Source organism: Thioalkalivibrio sp. XN8 (assembly GCF_011058255.1).
In the GTDB taxonomy this organism is placed as follows: Bacteria; Pseudomonadota; Gammaproteobacteria; order Steroidobacterales; family XN24; genus XN24.
Genome location: NZ_JAALFH010000052.1, coordinates 18424 through 33854, shown reverse-complemented (window position 1 = coordinate 33854; position 15431 = coordinate 18424). Strand labels below are relative to the sequence as shown.

15 protein-coding genes and 1 riboswitch are annotated in these 15431 nt (G+C 71.5%); all 15 genes read left to right on the top strand.

Going from position 1 to position 15431, the window contains the following annotated elements; genetic code table 11:
* The first annotated feature begins 45 nt into the window (after window positions 1-45).
* The 15 genes from G6N75_RS06300 to G6N75_RS06230 all read left to right on the top strand — a co-directional run bounded on the left by G6N75_RS06300 (window position 46) and on the right by G6N75_RS06230 (window position 15430).
* Complete coding sequence (locus G6N75_RS06300) at window positions 46-1461, top strand: hypothetical protein (protein ID WP_165347505.1); 1416 nt, start codon at window positions 46-48, stop codon at window positions 1459-1461.
* An 87-nt stretch (window positions 1462-1548) separates the two neighbouring features.
* Entirely contained in the window at window positions 1549-1971 is a 423-nt protein-coding gene (locus G6N75_RS06295) for a hypothetical protein (protein ID WP_165347504.1), read from the top strand.
* Window positions 1968-2195 (top strand): helix-turn-helix transcriptional regulator, encoded by a 228-nt coding sequence (locus G6N75_RS06290; RefSeq protein WP_165347503.1) that lies wholly within the window; start codon window positions 1968-1970, stop codon window positions 2193-2195. The genes G6N75_RS06295 and G6N75_RS06290 overlap by 4 nt, the downstream gene beginning before the upstream one ends.
* A gap of 231 nt (window positions 2196-2426) precedes the next feature.
* Window positions 2427-2515: riboswitch (cyclic di-GMP riboswitch) on the top strand.
* A 121-nt stretch (window positions 2516-2636) separates the two neighbouring features.
* On the top strand, window positions 2637-5519 hold the full coding sequence (locus tag G6N75_RS06285; protein ID WP_165347502.1) for a hypothetical protein: 2883 nt from the start codon (window positions 2637-2639) through the stop codon (window positions 5517-5519).
* Window positions 5520-5527: 8 nt separating this feature from the next.
* Window positions 5528-6049: a hypothetical protein gene (locus G6N75_RS06280; RefSeq protein WP_165347501.1), complete on the top strand. Its 522-nt coding sequence runs from the start codon at window positions 5528-5530 to the stop codon at window positions 6047-6049.
* 3 nt (window positions 6050-6052) lie between these two features.
* Window positions 6053-6832, top strand: coding sequence for an SH3 domain-containing protein (locus G6N75_RS06275; RefSeq protein ID WP_165347500.1), 780 nt, complete (start codon window positions 6053-6055; stop codon window positions 6830-6832).
* 9 nt (window positions 6833-6841) lie between these two features.
* Complete coding sequence (locus tag G6N75_RS06270; RefSeq protein WP_165347499.1) at window positions 6842-7501, top strand: outer membrane beta-barrel domain-containing protein; 660 nt, start codon at window positions 6842-6844, stop codon at window positions 7499-7501.
* 8 nt (window positions 7502-7509) lie between these two features.
* On the top strand, window positions 7510-7989 hold the full coding sequence (locus G6N75_RS06265; RefSeq protein WP_240900979.1) for a TlpA disulfide reductase family protein: 480 nt from the start codon (window positions 7510-7512) through the stop codon (window positions 7987-7989).
* Window positions 7990-7991: 2 nt separating this feature from the next.
* Window positions 7992-8213 carry a DUF4266 domain-containing protein gene (locus G6N75_RS06260; protein ID WP_165347498.1) on the top strand — a complete coding sequence of 74 codons (222 nt, stop codon included), beginning with the start codon at window positions 7992-7994 and terminating at the stop codon, window positions 8211-8213.
* Complete coding sequence (locus G6N75_RS06255; protein ID WP_165347497.1) at window positions 8200-9318, top strand: DUF3570 domain-containing protein; 1119 nt, start codon at window positions 8200-8202, stop codon at window positions 9316-9318. Before G6N75_RS06260 ends, G6N75_RS06255 begins: the two co-directional genes overlap by 14 nt.
* Window positions 9305-9838 carry an AraC family transcriptional regulator gene (locus G6N75_RS06250; protein WP_165347496.1) on the top strand — a complete coding sequence of 178 codons (534 nt, stop codon included), beginning with the start codon at window positions 9305-9307 and terminating at the stop codon, window positions 9836-9838. The genes G6N75_RS06255 and G6N75_RS06250 overlap by 14 nt, the downstream gene beginning before the upstream one ends.
* A 10-nt stretch (window positions 9839-9848) precedes the next feature.
* Window positions 9849-11720, top strand: coding sequence for a hypothetical protein (locus G6N75_RS06245; protein WP_165347495.1), 1872 nt, complete (start codon window positions 9849-9851; stop codon window positions 11718-11720).
* Window positions 11717-14506 carry a tetratricopeptide repeat protein gene (locus G6N75_RS06240; protein ID WP_165347494.1) on the top strand — a complete coding sequence of 930 codons (2790 nt, stop codon included), beginning with the start codon at window positions 11717-11719 and terminating at the stop codon, window positions 14504-14506. The genes G6N75_RS06245 and G6N75_RS06240 overlap by 4 nt, the downstream gene beginning before the upstream one ends.
* Window positions 14490-15086, top strand: coding sequence for a tetratricopeptide repeat protein (locus tag G6N75_RS06235; protein WP_165347493.1), 597 nt, complete (start codon window positions 14490-14492; stop codon window positions 15084-15086). The genes G6N75_RS06240 and G6N75_RS06235 overlap by 17 nt, the downstream gene beginning before the upstream one ends.
* Complete coding sequence (locus tag G6N75_RS06230) at window positions 15083-15430, top strand: hypothetical protein (protein WP_206202971.1); 348 nt, start codon at window positions 15083-15085, stop codon at window positions 15428-15430. Before G6N75_RS06235 ends, G6N75_RS06230 begins: the two co-directional genes overlap by 4 nt.
* Window position 15431: the final 1 nt, after the last annotated feature.

The window sequence follows — 15431 nt, the reverse complement described above, 5'->3', positions numbered from 1 at the left end:
GCGAGTCCGGGCCCCGATCGCAGCAGTCGCGGGGGAGCGGAGCACATGCCAGAGCGGGATTCTCGAGCCCCGGAACGTCAGTCAGCGGAGGCCAGGGCCGAGCTGGCCCGGCTGCGCGACCGCACCGACGAGCTCGAGCTGATCATCTCGAGCCTGACCACGGTCGCGCTGTTCACTTTGCCCGGCTGGCTGTTCGAGCGCTTCGCCGAGGCTTACACGCATTTGTCCCTGACCCTGGTGGTGAGCAGCAGCACGGCGCTGATCTTGCTCACGGGCCTGGCGTACGGACTCGGCGCATGCTTCCTGCTGCACCTGCTGGCGCGCGCCTACTGGGTCGGCCTGATCGGCCTGCGCGCAGTGTTCCCGCGCGGCATCGACTGGAACCGGACGCCCGGGATCGGGCCGCTCACCCGGGAAAACTATCGCCGGCGGCTGCCGGACCTGCAGACCGCGATCGAGCGCTCCGACCGCCTCGCGTCCTCCCTGTTCGCAGTGATCAGCGTCATCGCGCTGGCCATCGTCTGGATCGTGTTGCTGATCACCCTGGCAGCAAGCGTCGGCGGCCTGGTCGGCTCCCGCTTCGGCGCCACGACTTTCGGCATGAACGCCGCGGCCCTCGGCCTGGTGGGCATCGCCGCGGGCAGCGCCGTGCTGCTGTGGCTTCTCGACACGTTGCTGGCGCAACGCGTGCCGGCGCTGCAACGCGCGCCGTGGTTCCGGGGGCTGGTGAACGCACTCGGCAGGATCAACGGCTGGCTGGTGCCGCAGCGGCTGGTCCTGCCGGTGCAACTGACCCTGCAAAGCAACACGCGGCCGATCATCGCCATGATCCTGTTCGTGCTGGCGGTGATCGCGATCGTGGTCCTCGGCCAGTTCAGCTTCAACCGCGCCGTGAACTTCACCGTCTCGGACCAGTTCAGTTACCTCGACACCGAGCACCTGCAGGGCCCGGCCTTCCGCAGCAGCTATTACGAGGACCTGCGCGACGGCAAGGACCGCCTGCGCGCGCGGCCCACGATCCCGACCTTCGAACAGCGCGGCAGTCACCTGCGGCTGTTCCTGCCCTACCATCCGATCCGCGACAACCTCCTGCTGGAGCGCCTCTGTCCCGGCGCGGACGCCGATCTTGGCGCACCCTGCCTGGCGCGGCTCTGGTCGGTGTCGTTGCAGGGCCAGCCCATCGACCTCGACGGCTTCGTGGCCACCGAGCGGCTGGACCTGGGCATGCGGGGCATCACCGGGGTCGTGGCGCTGGACGGTCTCGAACCGGGGCTGCAAGTGCTGGCGGTGACCTGGAACCCGCACGCCGAAACCGGGGATGCCCCGATCGACGACCGTTATACCGAAGCCCGCTTCGATTTCCGCATTCCCTTCCTGTTCGCGCCCGAGTTCGAGCTTGGGCCGCCCGGGTCTGCGCCCGCTGCTCATGCAGTCCCGGGGTCCGACGTTGGACCCGAGTAAAGTTAAATTTATTTTACTTATTGACAAACATTTTTAACATTCGGTAAAACTTGCTTACCATTCAGTCCTTCTTCGGGGGGTTCAAGCATGTCTTACCGAGAAAAAGTCGCCTGGTTGTCCCTGCTGGCCATACTCGTGGCCTTCGGGCCTTATTTCGCCGTCGTGGCGACAGCTCCGCCGGACGACACGCTGCCCAACCTGCGCCAGCTCTGGCTGTTCGCCATCGCCGTCGCCGTGCAGCTGGCGATCCTGGGCGCCGGCCATGCCCTGTTTCGCCTGCGCACACCGGAGGAAGCCCGGGAGCCGGCCGACGAGCGCGACCTCGCGATCCAGCGGCGCTCGGTCAGCATCGCCTACGGCACGCTGATCGCCGGCGTGATCATGGTCGCGATCATCATGCCTTTCTACGCCGGCGGCTGGGCCATCGTGAACGGGGCCATCTTCGCGATCGTCCTGGCAGAACTCGTGTCCTACGGCGTCACCGTGGTCGCCTACCGGCGGCAGTCATGAGGGCAGGCACGATCAGCAACCGGGTCCGGCTGCTGCGTTTCCAGCACGGTGAAATGACCCAGGCGGAACTCGGCAAGCGTATCGGCGTGACGCGCCAGACCATCGCCGCCATCGAGGCCGGCAAGTACTCCCCGTCCCTGGAGGCCGCCTTCCGCATTGCCGCAGTCTTCCAGGTGCCGCTGGAGGACGTGTTCCAGTGGACGCCGCCGGGCGGCGGCGAATAGCGGCTGCGCAAAGGCTCCCCGCGTCATGCTCCGGCAGGCCCGGCAAGCCCGGCCGCGGCGCACACGCGGGCGCCGGCGCCGGCGCCTGCAGCGGCCGCGATGAATACTAAGTAGAAACCGAGGCTTAGACTCGTTCCAACGCCTCCCCGGCCGGCCCGCGGCGGGGTGTTGCGCCGGCGCCACGTGCGCTGCTTCCTTGACATGGCACAGGGCCTCTGGCATCCGTGGCCCCGCTGATAAAGGCAAACCCGTCGAAAGGCGGGGACGCAAAACCACCGGTCTACAGGTCCCCAGGGACCCAGGACAGCGGGGTTGCCGGCCATGGGAGATGGTCCGGGCGCAAGGCCCGGACCCGGTGTCACCAGCACCCTTCCCCGACCCGACAGCCTCAAGTTTGCGCCCCTGCCCGCCGACGTAACCAAGAGAGCGGGAGGTCGCGACATGGTGTGGGCAAACAAACGCAAGCTGGGTTACCCGGCGTTACTGGGATTCCTGATAGCGGTCGCCGGCTGCGGCGGCGGCGAAGAATCGAGCGATTCGGCCGTCGTGGTCGAAGGCGACTTTCCCATTGTCTTCGCCATGCGGGCGGTCGACGCGGTCGGCAACCCGACCGACGGGGCCATTTTCCGGCCCGGCGGCGACCTCATGATGAAGGACCTGTCGTCGCCGACCGCGCCGCTGGTCAATCTCACCGCCGACTACACGCTGGGCGAAGGCGACGTCTCCGATCCGGAGGTGTCTTACGACGGTGAGCGGGTCCTGTTCTCCATGCGGGGCCCGAACGACCCGACCTGGAACGTCTACGAGCTCGACCTGCCCAGCCGCGTGCTCCGGCGCATCGTCGCCGACGACGCCATGGCCAATGCGGGCGACGACGTGGACCCGGCCTACCTGCCGGACGGCCGCATCGTGTTCAGCTCCAACCGGCAGGAAAAGACCCGCCAGCTGCTGGCGGAGCGCAACATCGAGCCCTACGCCTACCGCGACGAGTACGAGCGCGAGCGGGTGCTGGCCCTGCACGTGATGGGCGGGGACGGCAGCGAGATCCGGCAGATCTCCTTCAACCAGAGCCACGACCGCAACCCGACCGTGCTCAACACCGGCGAAATCCTGTTCGCGCGGTGGGACCACGTCGGCAACCGCAACCACTTCCCCCTGTTCATCACCAACCCCGACGGCACCAATATCTTCGTGCAGTACGGCGCTTTCAGCCCGGGCAACAGCTTCCTGCACCCGCGCGAGATGCCCGACGGCCGCGTGATGAGCTCGCTGATGCCGCTGTCCGGCACCCGCGAGGGCGGCGCCCTGGTGGCGGTCGACATCCGCAACTTCGCCGAGGCCGGCGAGGCGGTGCCCGGCGCGCCCGCCGACGCCGTGGCCCAGCAGCAGCTCACGCTGTTCCCCATCGATTTCGGCCGCGGGGTCTCCGAGTTCGGCCGCTACACCACCCCTTATCCGCTGTGGGACGGCACCAACCGCGCCCTGGTGAGCTGGTCGCCGCTGCGCCCGGAGATGGAGTTCAACCCCGTCACCGGCCAGGACGAAGAAGTCGAGGGCCCGCCGCTCTACGGCGTCTACATGTTCGACCTGGACGCGAAGAACCTGCTGCCCATCGCGCTGCCGCCGGAAGGCTGGGCCTACACCGACCCGGTCGCGGTCCAGTCCCGCCCGGTCCCCAACACCATCACCGACAAGCCGCTGGACGAGGAGCTCGCAGCCGAGGGCATGGGCATCCTGAACGTCAAGAGCGTCTACGACACCGACGGCCTCGGGCTGATGGGCGCGCGGATGCTGGTGGCCGGCGAGACCATCCCCATGACGGCGCCGCCGCCGGACGACACGCGCAGCCAGGTGGCCGACCTGATGACGCTGAAGGATCCCACGCTCAGCACGGCGGCCGACCGGCCGGCCCGCTTCCTGCGGGTGACCGAGGCGGTGCCGACGCCGCCCGGCGTGTCCCGCGAAGCCATCGGCGAGACCGACCTCGAGATGCAGCAGATCCTGGGCTACGCGCCGATCGAGCCCGACGGCTCCTTCCGCATCAAGGTGCCGGCCGACACCCCGCTGGGCGTGGTGGCGCTGGACGCCCACGGCCGCGCGATCCAGGTCCATACCAACTGGCTGCAGGTCCGCCCGGGCGAGACCCGCACCTGCAACGGCTGCCACTCCCCGCGTCGGGGCAGCGCGCTGAACTCGGCGCCGATCGCCGGCTTCCATCCCAATGCCGCCATGGCCGGGGAGCTGGGCGAGTCCATGGCCGAGACGCGCACGCGCGTCGACCCGACCGCGCTGGAGCTCAGCTTCGACCTGGTGTACGAGGACGTGTGGACCGATCCGGCCCAGGCCGGACGCGCCGCCGACGAGCCCCTGCTGATCAGCTACGCCGACCTGCCCCCGGGCGTGCCGGTGCCGGTCGACGGGATCATCAACTACCCCGACCACATCCAGCCGCTGTGGGAGGCCGACCGCGGCGACGCCACCTGCGTCGGCTGCCATCTCAACGACGACCCGAACGACCCGCTGTCGGCCGGCCTCGACCTGGGCGGCACGACGGCCGGCTCCGGCCGTCTCAAGTCCTACGAGGAGCTGATGATCGGCGACCCGGTGCTCGATCCCGATACCGGCCTGCCGCAGCTGCGCATCATGCCGGACGGCGGCATCGAGATCGTGCGGACCGCGCCGCTGGTCAACACCGGCGGCTCCCGCGACAGCTCCCGCACCGCCGGGCTGATGGCGAAGCTGTTCGAGCAGCCGCTGCGCTCGGGCCGCGACATGAGCATGCCGCCGACGGTGGATCACAGCGGCCTGCTGAACGCCAGCGAGCTGCGCCTGGTGGCGGAGTGGATCGATCTCGGCGGGCAGTACTACAACGACCCCTTCGACGACGCCAACGGCGACGGCTTCCGCGCCATGTCCGAGGTGCGCGGCGGCCTGCAGGGACTCTCCGAGCAGCTGTTCGCCGCGACCGTGCACCCGGTGCTGATGTCGCAGTGCGCGTCCTGTCACCAGCCCTTCGGCAACACGGGCTCGCCGTCCACGCCGAACGAGCCGGTCAATGCCGGCTTCGAGACCTCGCGCTACGTGCTGACGGGCAATGTCGAGGGCGACTTCAACGCTTCCGTGTCGATGGTCTCGGACGTCTGCGAGCCGGAGTCCAACTACCTGCTGCTGCGGCCGAGCTCCACCGAGGTGGACGATCCGCCGCATCCGCGCATCGGCATCGACCCGGCCGTGCCGGGCTCCGGCACGCCGGTGCTCGAGGCCGGCAGCGCCGACTGGCAGGCCATCCATGACTGGATCGCCGCCGGCAGCTGCGAGACCTAGGTCCCAATATGCGCCAGCGCGTCGTCCAGCCACTGATCGCCTCCGCATGCATCCTCCTGGGTGCATGCGGGGGCGAGGTGGAGAACAGCCCGGTCTCCGCCACCGGCGGCACCCTGTGCGTCGAGGACTATGCGGAATGCGTCAACCCGATCTTCGACGCCGTCATCAACGGCCGCACCGGGCAGACCACCTGCGCCTCGAGCGGCTGTCACGACGTCGGCGCCGGCTCGGGCGGGGCCTTCAAGATTTTTCCCGGCGCCGAGCCCGGCTCGGTCGAGATGATGGCCAACTTCTTTTCGGCGCGGTCCTTCTCCAATCTCGACAACCCGGACCAGAGCAAGCTGCTGCTGGAGCCGCTGCAGGGCGTGTTCTCCATTACCGGCACGCACACCGGCGGCGACATCTTCCCCAGCGTCGACGACGCCTGCTACCAGGCCATCCGTGAATGGATCTCGGTGCGCGTCGAGGACGAACAGGCCGCGAGCTGCGGCTTCTGCACGCCACCTGCCCTGCCGGAATGCGGGTACTGAGCCATGGCCCACGACGTGCAGGGAGCACTCGGAGGCTGGCGGCGCCTGGTGGCGCTGGCCCTGGCCCTGCTACTGCTGCCGTGGCTCGCCCCGGCCGCGGCGGCCGACGAGGCGCCCCTGTGGCTGACCGTCACGCAGCCCTACGCTGAGCTGCACACCGGCCCTGGCCGGGGCTACCCGGTGTTCCACGTGGTGGAACGCGGCCAGGACTTCCGGCTGCTGCGCCAGCGCACCGACTGGCTGATGGTGGAGACCAGGGACGGCACGCGGGGCTGGATGCACCGCACCGTGGCGGAACTGGCCGAGGGGCCCGGCGGCGCGGCCGTGCGGTTCGGCCGCCCGGGCCTGGCCGACTGGCAGGAACGACGCTTCGAGGCCGGCTTCGCGCTGGGCGACTTCGAAGGCGACCCGCTGTTCAGCTTCCGCGCCGGCTACCGGCTCGGCCGCCACTTCGTCGGCGAGGCCCAGGTGCTGCAGGCCTCGGGCAGTTTTTCCAGCACCCGGGCCTTCCACGCCAACCTCCAGGTGCTGCCCTTCCCCGACAACCGGATCGCGCCTTTTTTCAGCATCGGCGCCGGGCGCCTGACCAACGAGCCTAAAGGCACGCTGGTGGATGCCGAAGAAGTCAGTGAATGGGCCGGCAATGCCGGCCTCGGGGTGCGCGGCTGGCTGACCCGGCGTTTCCTGGTGCGGGGCGACCTGCGGCACTTCGTTTTCACCCGCGACGTGAACAACAACGACGACTTCACCGAGATCTCGCTGGGCTTCTCGGTGTTCTTCTGAGGACCAGACATGAACCCTGCACTGCGCCCCCTGTTGATCCTGGCCGCCGCCGTGGCGGCGAGCGGCTGCAGCGTGCTGCGCCCCGGCGCGCCGCCCGACGAGCCCGTCGAGGGCCCGGTCCCCGCCGTGATCGACCCGATGCTGGAGCGGCGCGACATCGTCCGCCCCGAGGTGGATACCGAGGACTGGGAGGTCGGCGTCTTCGGCGGCATGCTCTCGGTCGAGGATTTCGGCACCGAACCGGTCTACGGCCTCCGCTTCGCCTACCACGCCACCGAGGACCTGTACCTCGAGGCCCGTTACGCCTCCTCCTCGATCAGCGACAGCAGCTTCCGCCGCCTCGGCGCGCCGATCTTCGAAGCGGAAGAGGAGGACCTCACGGCCTACGACCTCTCGGTCGGTTTCATGGTGCTGCCCGGGGAGGTGTTCCTCGGCACGCAGTGGGCCCGCACCAGCGGCGTGTACCTCAGCTTCGGCGTCGGCCAGGTGGAATTCGCCGACCGCGACAGCATCAGCTACGCCTTCGGCTTCGGCCTCAAGGTCCTCCCCACCGACTGGCTCAGCCTGCGGCTCGAGGCGCGCAACAACATCTTTGAATCGGACCTCCTCGGAGAGAACGAGTGGAAACAGAACTTCGAAATCAACCTGGGCCTCGGCGTCTACTTCTGATCGGCGCCTTGCTGGCGCTCGCCCTGCCGGGCGCCGCGCTGGCGAACTCGACCACGGTGCGCGCCGGCGTCGAGGCGCCGGACTTCGCGCTGCGCAGCTCGGCCGGGCCGAACCTGCGCCTGTCCGAATACCGCGGCCAGGTGGTGATGATCAATTTCTGGGCCACCTGGTGCGGCCCCTGCCGCCAGGAGATGCCGAAGCTGGACGAGATCTTCGCCCGCTACGAGGCCGCGGGCTTTGCGCTGCTCGGCGTGAACATCGACGAGAACAGCGACCAGGCACAGCGGCTGGCGGACGAGCTCGGCGTGACCTTCCCGCTGCTGTTCGACGACGAGCAGAGCGTCAGCCGGCTGTACGACGTGCAGGCGATGCCGATGACGGTGATGGTCGACCGCGAGGGCCAGGTCCGCAGCGTGCATTACGGTTACCGGCCCGGCATGGAGCAGCGCTACCTCGACGAAGTCCGCGCGCTGCTGCGGGAGGAATGACCATGCGCCGCCGCACCCTGCTCGTGCTCGCGCTGGCCGCTCTCGGCGGCTGTGCCGCGCCGCAGCCCTGGGTCGCGCCTTACGAGCGCGAGACCCTGGCCGACCCGATGATGCTGTTCTCGCGCAATGCGTTCATGGACAAGCATCGCCAGCACGTGTTCGACGTCCGCGAAGGCTCGCGCGGCGCCGGCGACGGCGACGGAGGGGGCTGTGGCTGCAACTGAGGCCAGGACCGGCAAGACGCGCTATGCCGGGCTGCTCGGGCAGCTCGCCGTGGCGCTGTGCTGCACCTGCGTGGCCGCGGTCGCCGCCACGCTGCCGGAAGAACTCGCCGAAGTGATGTACCACAGCTACGACGGCGGCGGCGTGCAGGTCACCGGCCCGGCGCTGCGGGTCCGCAAAGGCTTCGGCACCGACTTCTCCGCCTCCGCCAGCTACTACGTCGACAGCATCAGCTCCGCCTCCATCGACGTCGTCACCAGCGCCAGCCCCTACACCGAGACCCGCAAGGAACTCGCCGCCAGCGTCGACTGGCTCCAGGGCGACTCGCTGATGACGCTCGGCTACGTCGGCAGCGACGAGAGCGATTACCAGTCCGACACCGTCTCCGTCGCCGTGGCGCAGACCTTCTTCGGCGGCATGAGCACGCTTTCGCTCGGCTACGCGCGCGGCGACGACACCGTGTCCCGGGTCGACACCGACTTCGAGGACAGCATTTCGCGCAACAGCTACCAGCTGGGCTGGTCGCAGGTCGTGACGCCCAAGATCCTCGCCAGCCTGGACTACGAGGCGATCCTCGAGACCGGCTTCCTGAACAATCCCTACCGCTCGGCGCGCATCCTCGGGGCCCAGGTCCCGGAGCGCTACCCGCGCGCCCGCAACAGCCACGCGGTGGCGCTGCGCGGGATCGGCATGGTGCGCGACAACAACGCGGTCGAGCTGGGCTACCGCTGGTACCGGGATACCTGGCAGGTGCAGTCCCACACGCTCGAGACCGCCTACGTGCGACGCCTCCGGCCGGGACTGACGGCAGAGGTCTCCTACCGCTACTACACCCAGGACCCGGCCTCGTTCTACGCCGACGACTTCGACGCCGTATTCGAGTTCATGGCGCGCGACAAGGAGCTCTCCACCTTCCAGAGCCACACCCTGGGCGCCCGCGTCACCTGGGACCTCGGCCGCAGCCTCGGCCCGCTGCAGCGCAACGAGATCAGCCTGGGCTACGACTTCATCCGCTTCGACTACGACGACTTCACGGACATCCGCAACGGTGAACTCTATGGATTCGACAGCCACGTTTTCCAGGTCTGGTTCGGTGGCCGCTGGTAAGCCGCCCGCGCGCCGCGCGCTCGTTGCAGCGCTGGCGCTGCTGGCGACGCTGGCCGCGCCCGCGGCCGCCCAGGCGCCCGCGCCGGACGCCGAGCTCCGGGCGCTGAAGCAGGAACTGGTGGCGCTCAACCGGGACCTGTTCCTGCTCGAGGAAGAGCTGCTGTTCCCGGCCAGCACGCAGGTCGCCGTGTACCTGTCGATGGACGTCGGCAAGTACTTCGCGCTGGACGCGGTGGAAGTCGCGATCAACGACGAGCGGGTGGCCAAGTACCTCTATACCGAGCGCGAGGTGGACGCCCTGCACCGCGGCGGCGTGCACCGGCTCTACCTCGGCAACCTGAAGACCGGCCCGCACGAACTGGTCGCGGTGCTGGTCGGGCGCGGCCCGCAGGGCCGGGAATACCGCCGCGCCGCCAGCCTCCAGTTCGAGAAAGGCCTGGGCCCGCAGCAGCTGGAGCTGGTCCTGCGCGACAGCGAGGCGCTGCAGCAGCCGACTTTCCAGGTCAGGACCTGGGAGTAAGGACGAGGCCATGATCCGCGGCGGGCTGACATTGCTGGCGACCCTGGGCGCGACGGTGCTGGCCGCGCCCGCGGCCGCGCAGCCGCCCGCCGCTGCCCCGCCCGTGGTGCAGGACCTGGCCTGGGGCGAGGTCCTGTTCCGGCATTACCAGGAAGACCGCATGGGCGCGCTGGTGCGCCTCGACGTCGCCGAGACCCGGGACGAGCTGGCGCACCACGCCGGCGAGGCCCGCCTGCTCCAGGGCGGCCTGTACCTCGCCTGGGGCCTGCGGGAGGAAGCGGCCCGGATTTTCCGCGCGTTGCTCGCAGCGGGCGCGCCGCCGGAACAGCAGGACCAGGCCTGGTACTGGCTGGCCCGCATCCACCACGAGCGCAGTGAGCACGACGCCGCGCTGGCGGCCCTGGCGCGGATCGGCGATGACCTGCCGAAACCGATGGCCGCCGACCGCCTCGACCTCGAGAGCCGGGTACTGCTGGCCCTGGGGCGCTACGACGAGGTCGTCCGACTGCTGGCCGACCACCGCCAGCCCGGCGCCTGGAGCGCCTATGCCGACTTCAACCGTGCCGTCGCCCTGGCGCGTACCGGCGCGACCGGCCCGGCAGCGGAACTGCTCGATCGCCTCGGCCGCGGCCGCGCCCCGACCGAGGAACTGGCGCTGCTGCAGGACCGGGCCAATCTGGCCCTCGGGCTGGCGCGCCTCGACGCCGGCGACGCCACCGGGGCGCGGGCGGCCCTCGACCGGGTCCGGCTCGACGGCCCCTACGCCGGCCGCGCCCTGCTGGCAGCCGGCTGGGCCGAGGCGGAACGCGAGCGCTATCGCGCCGCGCTCGGGCCCTGGACGAAACTCGCTGCGCTGGGCGACGCCGACGGGGCGTCCCTGGAAGCGATGCTGGCCGTGCCCTGGGCCTGGCACCAGGTCGACGAGCCGGGCCAGAGCGTGCTGGGCTACCGGCGCGCCGCCGAGGCCTCCGAGGCCGAGCTGGCCCGACTCGCAACCGCCGTACAGGCGGCGCAGGGCGACGAACTGCTGGAGCTGGCGCTGGCCGATCCCGAGGAGCCGCCGGTCGTGGCGGGACCGCTGCCGGCCTACCTGTACGCGCTCGCGGTCGATCACCCCTTCCGGGCCGTGGCCGCCGACCTGCGCGACCTCGAGGCGCTGCGCGAGAACCTGCTCGAGTGGCGCCGCAGTCTCGGCGCCCTGCGCGACATGGTCGAGGCCCGGCGGGCCCGCTTCGCGCAAGTCGCCCCGCAGGCCGAACAGCGCCTCGCCGACGACGGCCTCGAGGCGCTGGCGACGCGCCACCAGGCCGCCAGCGCGCGGCTGGAAGCGATTCGCGCCGCCGGCGACCCGGCCGCGCTGGCCAGCCCCGGGGAACGGGCGCTGCTGGCCCGCATCGACGCCCTCCGGGCGCGGATCGCCGCGCTGCCGGCCGGCGCGGACCGGGAGCGCCTCGACGAGCGGCTGCGCCGGGCCGAGGGCGCCCTCGCCTGGCAGCTGAACCACGAATGGCCGGCCCGCCTGCATGCCGCGGAGCGGGCGCTGCGCGCCGCGGACCGGGCCCTGGCCACCGCCAGGGAACAGCGCGAGAGCCTGGCCGCCAGCCTGGCCGCCGGCCCGGCCGGCTTCGAGGGTTACGACGAGCGCATCGATGCCGCCGCGGCCCGGGTGGACCAGCTGCTGGCGCGGGTCGAAGCCGACCAGGGCCGGCGCTTCGGCGAGCTGCGCGCACTGGCGATCGAGGAACTGCAGCGGCGCGAACAACGCGTCGCCGCTTACCTGGGCCAGGCCCGGTTCGCGCTCGCCGCCGCTTACGACCAGGCCGTGCAGCCGCGGGCGGCGCGCGGCGACGAACCGCCGCCCGCGCCGGGGACGACGCCATGAGCCTGGCAGCTGCCATCGTCATGGCCGCGCTGTGGCCCTTCGGGAGCGGCCCCGATCCAGATGCTGCGACGGTGGGCGATGCAGGACCGCTGCTGACCGAGGCAGGCGCGCCGCCGCCACCGGCTGACCCGGTGGCGGCCGCCGAGGCCTACGCCGCGTTCCTCGCCTCGCCCGCCGCCGCAGACCCATCGATGCGCGTCACCGCCATGCGGCGGCTGGCCGACCTGCGCCTCGAGGCCGCCGAGATCGCCCTGATGGAAGGCGTCTCGCCGCTGGGCTACCTCGAGGAGGCGGTGCGCCTGTACCGTGCCCTGCTGGCGGACCCCGGGTCGCGGGACGCCGGCCCGGCCTGGCAGGACCACTGGCGCTACCAGCTGGCACGAGCCGAAGCCATGGCCGGCCGGGATGCCGCGGCCGAGACGGTGCTGCAGGAACTGGTCGCCGCCCAGCCGGGCTCTCCCCTGGCGCCCGAAGCCTGGTTCCGCATCGGCGAGGCACGCTTCATGGCGCGCGACTGGATGGCCGCCGAGGACGCCTACCAGGCGACGCTGGAACTCGAGCGCGACGGGCCGTTCTCCGAGCAGGCGCGCTACAAGCTCGGCTGGACGCTGTTCAAGCAGTCCCTGCACGAGCAGAGTTTCGTCTACTTCGGCCAGGTCATCGACGGGCGCCTGGGCACCACGCCGCTGGAGGCGCTCGACCGGGCCGGGCGCGAGCTGGTGGACGACAGCTTCCGCGCCATGGCGATCGGTTTCTCCGCCCTCGACGGCGCTGCCAGTGTCGACGCCTGGCTGGATGCGCGCCCGGCCGGCGACCCCGACTGGGCCTGGCTCAGCTACACGCGCCTGGGCGAGCTGTACCTCGAGCAGGAACGCTGGACCGACGCCGCGGCGGCTTTCGGCGCCTGGGCCCGGCGCGCCCCGCTCGACGCGCGGGCGCCGGTGCTGCAGGCCCGCGCGATCGACGCCCTCGAGGAGGGCGGCTTCGCCACCGAGGCGCTGGCCGCAATGGCGGCCTTCGCCGAGCGCTTCTCGCTGCAGGGCGACTGGTGGCAGGGCCGTGATCCCGCGGCCCACGAAGCGATCCGGGAGCGCCTGAAAGACTCGCTGGACACGCTGGCCGCGCACCATCACGCCGCCTTCCAGGCCGGCACCGGCACCGCGGCGACGGCCGCCGGCTGGTACCGCCGCTGGCTGCAGGAATTCCCGGCCGCGCCGGAAGCCGCCGAGCGGCATTTCCTGCTGGCCGAGCTGTATTACGGCGACGGCGCGCTGCCCGAGGCGGCCGCGGCCTACCACGCCGCCGCCTACGCCTACGACCCGCACCCGCAGGCCGCCGAGGCGGGCTACGCCGCCGTCGTCACGCGGCGCGACCTGGCCGAGCAGGCCGGCCAGGCCGAGGACGCGGCAAGCGCCGAGCTGGCGGTGGTGGAAGCGGCGTTGCTGTTCTCGGATGCCTTTCCGGCCGACCCGCGGGCGCCGGAAGTCGAGCTCGAGGCCGCCGAGCGGCTGATGCAGCTCGGCCGCCTGGAGGCGGCGCGCGCGGCGGCTGCCCGCGTGCTCCAGCGCGAGGACGCGCCGCCGGGGCCCCAGGCTGCTGCCCGCCTGGTCAGCGCGCATGCCGCCTTCGACCTCGCCGACTATGCCGCGGCGGAACAGGATTACCTCGCCTGGCAGGCGGCGACGGCGATGGCCGAGCCGGGGGCAACGCTCGCCGCCAGTGTCGCCGAGCGCATCGCCGCCAGCATCTACCGCCAGGGCCAGGCGGCGGCCGAAGCCGGCGAGCTCGACCTCGCGGTGGGCCACTTCGAGCGCATCGCGGCCGCCGTGCCCGACAGCCCGGTGGCGGCCACCGGCCAGCACGACGCGGCCGCCCTGCTCTTCAACGCCGGCGCCTGGTCCCGCGCAGCCGGGGCCTACGAGGCTTTCCTGGCTACCTGGCCGGGGCACGCCCTGGCCGCCGAAGCCCAGGTCAGCCTGGCGGCCGCGCTGGTCGAACTGGGCGACGCCAGCCGGGCCGCGCCCGCGCTGGCCGCAGTGTCGGCGCTGCCGGGCGAGTCGGAGGACGTCCGCCGTGCCGCGCTGTGGCAGGCCGCCGCCCTGTATGAGGAAAGCGGCGATACCGCCCGGGCCGAGCAGGCCCTGCGCGACTACCTGGACCGCTTCCCGGTGCCCGCCGACGCCGCCCTGGAAGCGCGCCACCGCCTGGCCGGGCTGGCCGGCCAGCGCAACGACGGCCCGGAGCGGCGCCGCTGGCTGGAAGCGATCATCGCCACGCATGAACAAGCCGGCGCCGAGGCCACAGCCCGCAGCCGGACGCTGGCCGCCGCCGCCTCGCTGGAGCTGGCGATGCCTGTCGTGGAGCGCTTCGCGGCCACGACGCTGGCCCCGCCGCTGGAACGCAGCGTGCCGGAAAAGGCCAAGCGCATGCGCGCGGCGCTGGATGCGCTCGGCGCCGCCGCAGCCTATGGCGTGGCCGAGGTCACCACCGAGTCCGCGTTCCGGATGGGCGAGCTCTACCGCGACATGGCCAAGGCCCTGATGGGCTCGACCCGGCCCGCGGGGCTCGACCCCGAGACGCTGGACCAGTACGAGATGCTGCTCGAGGAGCAGGCCTTCCCCTTCGAAGAGGACGCCATCGCCATCCACGAAGCGAACGCGGCGCGCGCGCGCGACGGGCTGTACGACCAGTGGGTGATCGCGAGCTTCGAAGTGCTCGCCGAGATGGTGCCCGCGCGCTGGAACCGCCAGGAGACCGGAGAAAGTGTTGTTGAACTGCTTCGCTAGATCGCGCGCCGGCCTGCTCGGCACCTGCACCGGCCTGCTGCTGCTGGCCGGCTGTGCCGCCGTGCCCGGCGGACCGGACGGGGCCCCGCGGCCCGACGACCAGCGCTTCGACCAGGCGGTCGCCGCCATGGCGCAGGGGCCCCAGGACAATGCGCTGGAACTGCTGGACGAACTGGCCGCCGAATACCCGGCCCTGCCCGGGCCCTGGGTCAACATGGGCATCGTGCATGCGGCGGCGGGACGCGACGCCGAGGCCGAGGCCGCGTTCCGGCATGCACTGGCAGCGGACCCGGCCCACGCCGTCGCGCACGCCGAACTCGGCATCGTGCTGCGCCGGCAGGGCCGCTTCAGCGAGGCCGACGACGCCTACCGCGCCGCGCTCGAGCTCGACCCGGACTACGCGCTGGCCTGGCGCAACCGCGGCGTGCTGCTCGATCTCTACCTGGGCCGCCCGGCCGAGGCGCTGGAGTGCTACGAGCGCTATCTCGCGCTGGTCGGCGGCGCCGAGGCCGACGAGCAGGTCGCCCGCTGGGTGGCCGAGCTGCGCCTGCGCACCGACTCGAGGGTAGCCAACCGATGAACGCCGTGCGCCGGACTCCGCCGCTCCTGGTCCTGCCGCTCGTCCTGCTGCTGGCGCTGCCGGCGGTGGCCGAGGAGGAGACCAAGCTCGAGCTGGACACCGCCAAGGTGACCGGCAACCGCGAGCTGCCGCGCGTCATGGCGATCGTGCCGTGGAAGAAGGCGCCGGCGGGCGAACTGCCCGGCCGGCCCGTGCAGAGCCTGCTGGACGAAGCGCTGGCGCCGGCCGACCGGCTGGTGATGCGGCGCGAGGCCGAGCAATGGGCCGCCCTCGAGGCGGCCGGAGAGTTTTCAGTTCCTGGACCTTCCGGCGAACGCCGGACGACATCAACCGTGGAGGAGTAAG